This is a genomic window from Psychroserpens sp., assembly GCF_047633235.1.
Taxonomy (GTDB): Bacteria; Bacteroidota; Bacteroidia; order Flavobacteriales; family Flavobacteriaceae; genus Psychroserpens.
In genome coordinates this window covers 1-6,559 of the sequence record NZ_JBLIET010000082.1, presented here as the reverse complement: position 1 = coordinate 6,559, position 6,559 = coordinate 1, and the positions used below count along the sequence as shown (strand labels likewise).

The window sequence follows — 6,559 nt, the reverse complement described above, 5'->3', positions numbered from 1 at the left end:
CCGTGAACGTTTTTACATTTTCCGTCGTAACCATATAAAGCATGGCCAGTTTCAAAAGAAAACTGTTTTGTGATGCGAATATTACTCATTTAATTATATGTTTTCAGTGCAAAGATATTCATTTTGTGAAAGCAATTGGTTTTTAGATTACATTTGCTCGCTTTTAACTAAGAAAGCTTAAATTTTGAAAAAGGAAGGATATGATTGAAGCCATTCAAAATCAACTTTTCGAAGAAATTTCTTTTGTTGAAAATCCAGTTTACGAGCAGATAATCCAAGATATCGGATGGAAGAAGTTTAGCATAATAGATGATTTTTTTTCTTCGGAAATCGTCTCACATTTACGACAGTCTCTACTAAACAAACATGAGGACAATCGTTTTAAAAAAGCAGCTATAGGCAATCGTGTTAATGAGTTAATCGTAAAGTCTATTAGAGGTGATCATATTTTATGGATTGATGAAATGACTGCCAATACTGCAGAGAGCTTATTTTTTAATCAAATTAATGACCTTGTCTCTTATTTAAATAAAACCTGTTTTATGGGGATTTTGCAAAAAGAATTTCATTATGCACTGTACCCTAAAGGCACTTTTTACAAGCGTCATATTGATACATTTCAAAATGATGATAGACGTAAACTATCTTTTGTATGCTATTTAAATACGGAAGATTGGAAACCAGAAAATGGAGGAGAACTCGTTTTATATCTTGGTGAAAAGGGTATGGAAGCTGAAAAGATAATTTACCCGTTTCCTGGACGGATTGTGATTTTTGAAAGTCAAATTATCGAGCACGAAGTGAAGCCTGTAGAAATCGAGCGATTTAGTATCACAGGATGGTTAAAAACGAGATAACTACCGTCTTTTATTACGGTTGTAGAAATAAACGATGACTAGGACGATTCCTAGAATTAAAAAGAGTCCGCTTCCACTTATAAATGACATGAAATCCATAGGTCTTACTTTTTAGCTTTATTCTTAAAATATCTGAAAATAAAATAGGCGATAACAATTAGAACTAAAAAGGGCAGAATTCTACCAATCATGTACCCAAATTTAACTCCAGAATCATAAGCAGCTGAATCCTGCATGAGATTAATTAAAAGCATAATTTCTGTAAATTGATTATCTCGCAAAGTTACATCTTTTGTGAAAGGGACAAGAATAGTTGTCTGAATTTTATGATTAGCGGTAAACCTCGGGCAATAATCCAAACCGTTAATGCTATAAAAACCGCATGTAATTTAAGACCATAGCTGTCTAGTAAAAATAATAATGGAATAAAAACAAGTCCAGTTGAGAGCAAGAGTAAATTTCTTAGAAATTTCATTTTACCCATACCTTTAAACATACCGTCAAAAATAAAAGCGAGTGCGCACAGCGGTTGCATGGTTAATACAATCCAAAATACATTATAAAACTCGTTTAGTACAAGTTGATCTTTAGTAAAAACAGGGCCTATAAAACTATAAAATAGGAGTCCTAGAGTAGTGAGTAGGAACCCGACTCCAATACCACATTTAATGAGTATTCGACTAAGCTCTAGCAGTTTCTTATAATTTTTTTCACCTAATAATTTTCCTGAAAGAATATTTCCTGCACTCGCATATCCATCAATAATAAAGGCGCCTAAAAACCAAAGGTTTATGGCTATAGTGTAAGCAGCAATATAGGCTGTGCCGTATGACGTTGCAAAACGAGTTGCGAAATAAAGAGTTGCATTTAGTGCTAATGTGCGAACAAAGAGATTGAGAATCATGATGCTAAACGTCTTTATTTCTTTATTAAAAGGAAATGTAATGCGCAATGAGATAGGTGTCTTTTTGAGTAAATAATAGGCAGAGCAAATGGCCATTATTATTTGTGCAATTACACTCGCATACGCAGCACCTTTAATGTGCATTGGGTCGATAATTCCATGAACTCCGTAGACAAATGCAAAGTCTAAAACAACATTTACAATCGTCCCAATAATTGCAATAATCATAGGGTAGTACGTGTTTTGAAGACCTCTAAATGTTCCAAAAATTGCAAATGTGAAGAGCGTAAAGGGAAATCCGAAAACACGAATATTATAGTATTCAACGCTATAATTTAGAATGGTACCTGACGCACTGTAGAGTTTGAAAATTTCCGAAGAAAAAGGCAAAGTGGTTGCAATAATGAGAATACTTATGGACGTAATTATAAAAATTGCCTGGGCAGGAAGATTTTTAACGTGTTCTAATTTGTTTGCGCCAACATGTTGAGAGACTATGGATGAAATGGCACTTCGTGTTTGTCCTAATACCCAAATAAGCATAGAAATAAATGTACCTACGATGCCAACAGCTGCTAGAGATTCGGCAGCATTGTAATCTATATTACCAATAATTGCGGTATCAGTTAAAGATAATATAGGCTCGGCTACTCCCGCAATTAAAGCAGGAATAGCTAATTTATTAATATTTTTTAAGGTGATATCTGTCTTCAAAATACGAGTTCGTAACAATAAAAAGGATGCTTACTTTGTTTTTGGAAATAGATATTTCCTAATTTTTGATAACCGCGAAGTTCGTAAAACTTTTGATTTCTTTGATTTTGCGAAAAAGTGTCTAGTCTTATTGACGCATATTTGTTTCTTCTTGAATGCTGTTCTGCATAATGCATGAGCTTTTGCGCAAAACCCTCTCCTTGACGCTCGGGATGGATTGCTAAACGGTGAATATAATTATGATTTGTATTGGATATTAGCCATTTAATCGGTTTGTATTCTTTATCCATATTTATTGAGATTACAATACAACCCACAATACTGTTTTTGATCTCAAGCACATATAGTTCCTGTCTATCAACATCGTTTTCAAACGCTTCTCGGTTTGGGTAATGTTCATTCCATTGAAAAATATCGTGCGCAATCATATGCTTTGCACAGGCTTTAGTAATGTCTAGAATAGCATCAATATCTGTTGCTGTTGCTTTACGTATCATTTTTAATAATTACCTTTGGCGAATAGTAACGCAAAGTTACTTTTAAAATATTTGATTATGAAGTCTATTCTTGTTCCCGTTGGATCCTCTAAAAATGCAGATAGCCATTTGCAATATGCAATAGATTTTGCTCGAGTTTTTGGGGCTAAAGTGTATGTTGTACAAATCTATAATGTGTATACAAAAGCAGGTACAATGATTAAGGTAGATCATATTTTGGAGCGTGAAAGTTTATCCTTCTTAAATAGTCATGTCGCTAAAATAGACACTAAAGATGTTGAGGTTGTTGTAAAAACTTTTAAAGGAAAATTAATAGATACTCTTGAGTTAGCTTGTAAAGCTTTGGACATCGATTTAATTTTATTAGAGCCTAGAACTAATTCTATTCAGGATGAAGTGTATTTAGGAAAGACCTCAGGAAAAATAGTGAAGCAAACTAATATTCCTGCTTTAATTGTACCAGAAGGTTATACCTATAGACCTATTATTTATATTTTAATTGCTTTAAAGTCTGCAGTAATTAAAAAACAAGAAGCGTTACAACCTTTAAAAGACATTAAAAATCAATTTAAATCTATTCTTAATTTATTATTAGTGAAAACAACGTTTTATAATGAGGGTGATTTTAATGTTAATGAGGATTTAGCTTCTATGATTACAAAAACTACCTATTCTGAAAATGCAACTACTTTTCAAGGTGTGTTAGAACATCATCAAGCTAATAAACCAGATTTATTATGTGTTGTGAGACGAAAACGTGGTTTTTTCACGAAATTATGGGAAAGCAATACGATTTTAAAGAAAGACTTTCATAGTTCTAGCTTGCCAGTTTTGGTCTTAAGCGGAGTCAAATAATTACTAAAATATTGAGATTTTGTTTAAAATGGATTAGTTTTTTATAAAAGCTATACTTTCTTCGACTACAGTTTTTAATGCTGGAGGTAGAATTTTAGGCTCCCAAGGATGACTGGCATCGAAGACATGGTTAGAATTATCAATGACTAATAGTTTGCTTTTACTATTCCAAGAGTGCAATGTTATGGCTTCTTCGAATGGTATTGAAGAATCATTTTTTGCATGAATAATTAAAATAGAAGCGCTAATTTGTTTTATAGCAGTTTCAATATGCAAGCGTTGTTCATGGATTTTATAATCTTGATAAAATTGAAAATTATGCGGCATTTTCTGTTTGGTTCTTCCGTTTAGTATATATTTTACACCCTTTTCTCGCCATTGTTCCAAGTCGCTAATTGTAGCTGTTCTTTTGCCGAAATCGCAGATACTAGCCCAGGTTATAAGCTTAGTAATGCGCTTGTCTTCACGTGTTTTAATGATTGAAATGCCGCCACCTCTAGAGTGTCCAATTAAAGTGATATCTGTTATGTCGATTTCATTTTTATATTCAAATTCTTGAGAAAGAAGGTGGTTTAATAGGGCGTCTAAATCCTCAATTTCTTTGCTGTAGTTATTTTCAGCAAAGGCTTCTAGGTCTGTAAAATCTATTGGATTTTCTGTAGTGCCACCATTATGAGAGAAATTGAACTTAACAAAAAACAACTGGTCTCTACTAAAACGTTTTGCAACCAAATTCCAGCTTCCCCAATCTTTAAAACCTTTGTAGCCATGACAAAAAATAACGATTGGTTTTCGTTTTCCGTTTGAATTGAAGAAAGCATCCCAAATGATCGGTTTTTTTTCAGTTCTATGTAAAATTTTATTTTTGAAAATCATACTTCTTTTTCTATAAAATTTATGTCCTGATTATAGATTTCTGTAATTAGTTTTTTGAGCTCAACTTCAAATGAGTCTAGAGTTTCTGTAGTAATAGAATAATCATTTGCTCTGCTATTTGGTGGTTTTTTAGCAAATTTCAATACTCCAGAATTTAAACTTTTGAAGGAGATTATGCCTGCTTCAACAGGTAGTTTTATCTTATTATCCTTATGCATCATATAGGCATACATGAGCACTTGAAAGCTTTTACTGTATTTTTCATAATCTGTTGTGATCTCTTCCCAGTCTACAATTTGTACTTTTCCTGGTTCTACTTTTCCTGTTTTATAATCTATTATTCTAGTGGTGCCATTATATTCATCAACACGATCTACTTTCCCTGTTAGATTCACTGTTTTTGAAAGGTCCTCTATATAGATTGGTACCTTATTATTAGTTTCAATTGCTATTATTTTAATTGTATTCCCTTTTTTAATATCGCCCATTTCAATGTCCAAAAAATTTGATATATATCGTTTTGAAATTTCAAATATGATAAGGTTCTTACCACTAGTAATATCTCCTTCTTTAAATTCTTCTTTAAAGTGATATGCAACAGTAGCATTTATTTTTGATTTCATTTGTTTAATGTGATTCGTCTTAAGAATCTGGCCAACTAGTGGTTTGTAGAAGTCTTCTAATGTATTGTGTATTACTGTTCCTAAAGTATTGAAAGCAACACTTTCTTCAACTTCTTCATACCTTTTAATCCCTAAGACTTTTTCATAATAAAAATCTATTGGGTTTCTCATGTAGTTCGTTAAAGAAGATGGTGAAAAACCTTTTAAAGCGACCTTGTTAAGTTTCTCAATAACTGTTAAGGTTTTCTTTACTTGTTTTAATTTTTTTTCAATCGAGGGTACTTGAGCAGAAACCACATGATGTGTTATATCATGTTTCTTTTCTATTTCAAGCTGTGTTATAAACCTGCTTTTTTCACCTCCATTAAGTACGTCTGGTTCTGTGTTATAAAGTATATAGACGTTTTTGGCACGTTGTAGTAATCGATAGAAATGATAGGTATACACGGCATCTTTTTCTTTGTACGTGGGTAACTTGTTTTCGATTTTTACATCAAAAGGAATAAACGAATTATTACTTTTTCCTGCTGGTAAGACACCCTCATTTACAGAGGTTATTATTACGGTTTCGAAATCCAGTACTCTAGATTCTAACATACCCATAATTTGTAATCCTTTAAGTGGTTCTCCTTTAAAGTCTAGTGTTTCTCCCTTTATAAGTTCTCTATACAGGCTAAATAATGTTGCAATTGAACCAATATGAGAGAATGATTTATTTAGTGTATCAAGCGTATTAAATATCTGATTGAAACGAAATAAATATTCTAAAGGTAAAAGGTTATCGGTTTTGTTTTGTTCTAATTCTGTTTTAATCTCATGGATTAGATTAGAGCAGTTTTTTAGAGCTTTTTCAGGTTGGTCTTGCCAATTACTAAAAAGTATGTCAATAAGGTCATTGTGGTCGCTTACTACCTCTTTAATAGACTCAATGCTTAGATAGACTTTATTGTTGAGTTGAATATGGTTAATTAAGTCTTCTGCGCCATTAGATGTTTGATTTCCAAATAAAGGCTTCACAAAAGAATTAGATAATAAAGTGATAATGTCTTTATAATATATATTTTGATTAGGAGATTTATGAAGAGTAAACAGGCTTTCAAATAAAGAGGCTAACGGAATTACTTTTAGCGGCAACCCCATTGTAATATTAATTGTTTTTATAGATTTAGGAATAGAGTTAAGTAACGGTATAAGTAGGGTTTCATCCCCTAGTATAACTGCGGTATCTTGGAG

At 32.3% G+C, this 6,559-nt stretch carries 7 protein-coding genes; 2 read left to right on the top strand and 5 right to left on the bottom strand.

Translation table 11 applies throughout. The features are described from left to right. Positions 1 to 89 (bottom strand): 6-carboxytetrahydropterin synthase (locus tag ACJAZK_RS14565; protein WP_415224668.1); only part of this gene is annotated, 89 nt, incomplete at its 3' end. 111 nt (positions 90 to 200) lie between these two features. Between ACJAZK_RS14565 and ACJAZK_RS14560 the strand changes: the two genes are divergently transcribed. Continuing rightward, positions 201 to 857, top strand: coding sequence for a 2OG-Fe(II) oxygenase (locus ACJAZK_RS14560; protein WP_415224667.1), 657 nt, complete (start codon positions 201 to 203; stop codon positions 855 to 857). A gap of 283 nt (positions 858 to 1,140) precedes the next feature. On the opposite strand, the gene ACJAZK_RS14555 is transcribed toward ACJAZK_RS14560, so the two are convergent. Both ACJAZK_RS14555 and ACJAZK_RS14550 read right to left on the bottom strand, forming a co-directional pair. Beyond that, positions 1,141 to 2,475 (bottom strand): MATE family efflux transporter, encoded by a 1,335-nt coding sequence (locus ACJAZK_RS14555; protein WP_415224666.1) that lies wholly within the window; start codon positions 2,473 to 2,475, stop codon positions 1,141 to 1,143. Further along, positions 2,472 to 2,972 (bottom strand): GNAT family N-acetyltransferase, encoded by a 501-nt coding sequence (locus tag ACJAZK_RS14550; protein WP_415224665.1) that lies wholly within the window; start codon positions 2,970 to 2,972, stop codon positions 2,472 to 2,474. The genes ACJAZK_RS14555 and ACJAZK_RS14550 overlap by 4 nt, the downstream gene beginning before the upstream one ends. Positions 2,973 to 3,029: 57 nt before the next feature. Here ACJAZK_RS14550 and ACJAZK_RS14545 point away from each other — a divergent pair, with 57 nt between their 5' ends. Further along, a complete protein-coding gene (locus ACJAZK_RS14545; RefSeq protein WP_415224664.1) occupies positions 3,030 to 3,827 on the top strand; it encodes a universal stress protein in 798 nt (265 codons plus the stop codon). A gap of 33 nt (positions 3,828 to 3,860) precedes the next feature. On the opposite strand, the gene ACJAZK_RS14540 is transcribed toward ACJAZK_RS14545, so the two are convergent. Together ACJAZK_RS14540 and ACJAZK_RS14535 are read right to left on the bottom strand one after the other, a co-directional pair. Beyond that, the gene (locus tag ACJAZK_RS14540; RefSeq protein ID WP_415224663.1) at positions 3,861 to 4,703 is read right to left on the bottom strand and encodes an alpha/beta hydrolase family protein; all 843 of its coding nucleotides are present in this window, start codon (positions 4,701 to 4,703) and stop codon (positions 3,861 to 3,863) included. Then, positions 4,700 to 6,559: PD-(D/E)XK nuclease family protein (locus ACJAZK_RS14535; RefSeq protein WP_415224662.1), on the bottom strand; the 1,860-nt coding region annotated here is incomplete at its 5' end. The genes ACJAZK_RS14540 and ACJAZK_RS14535, both read right to left, overlap by 4 nt.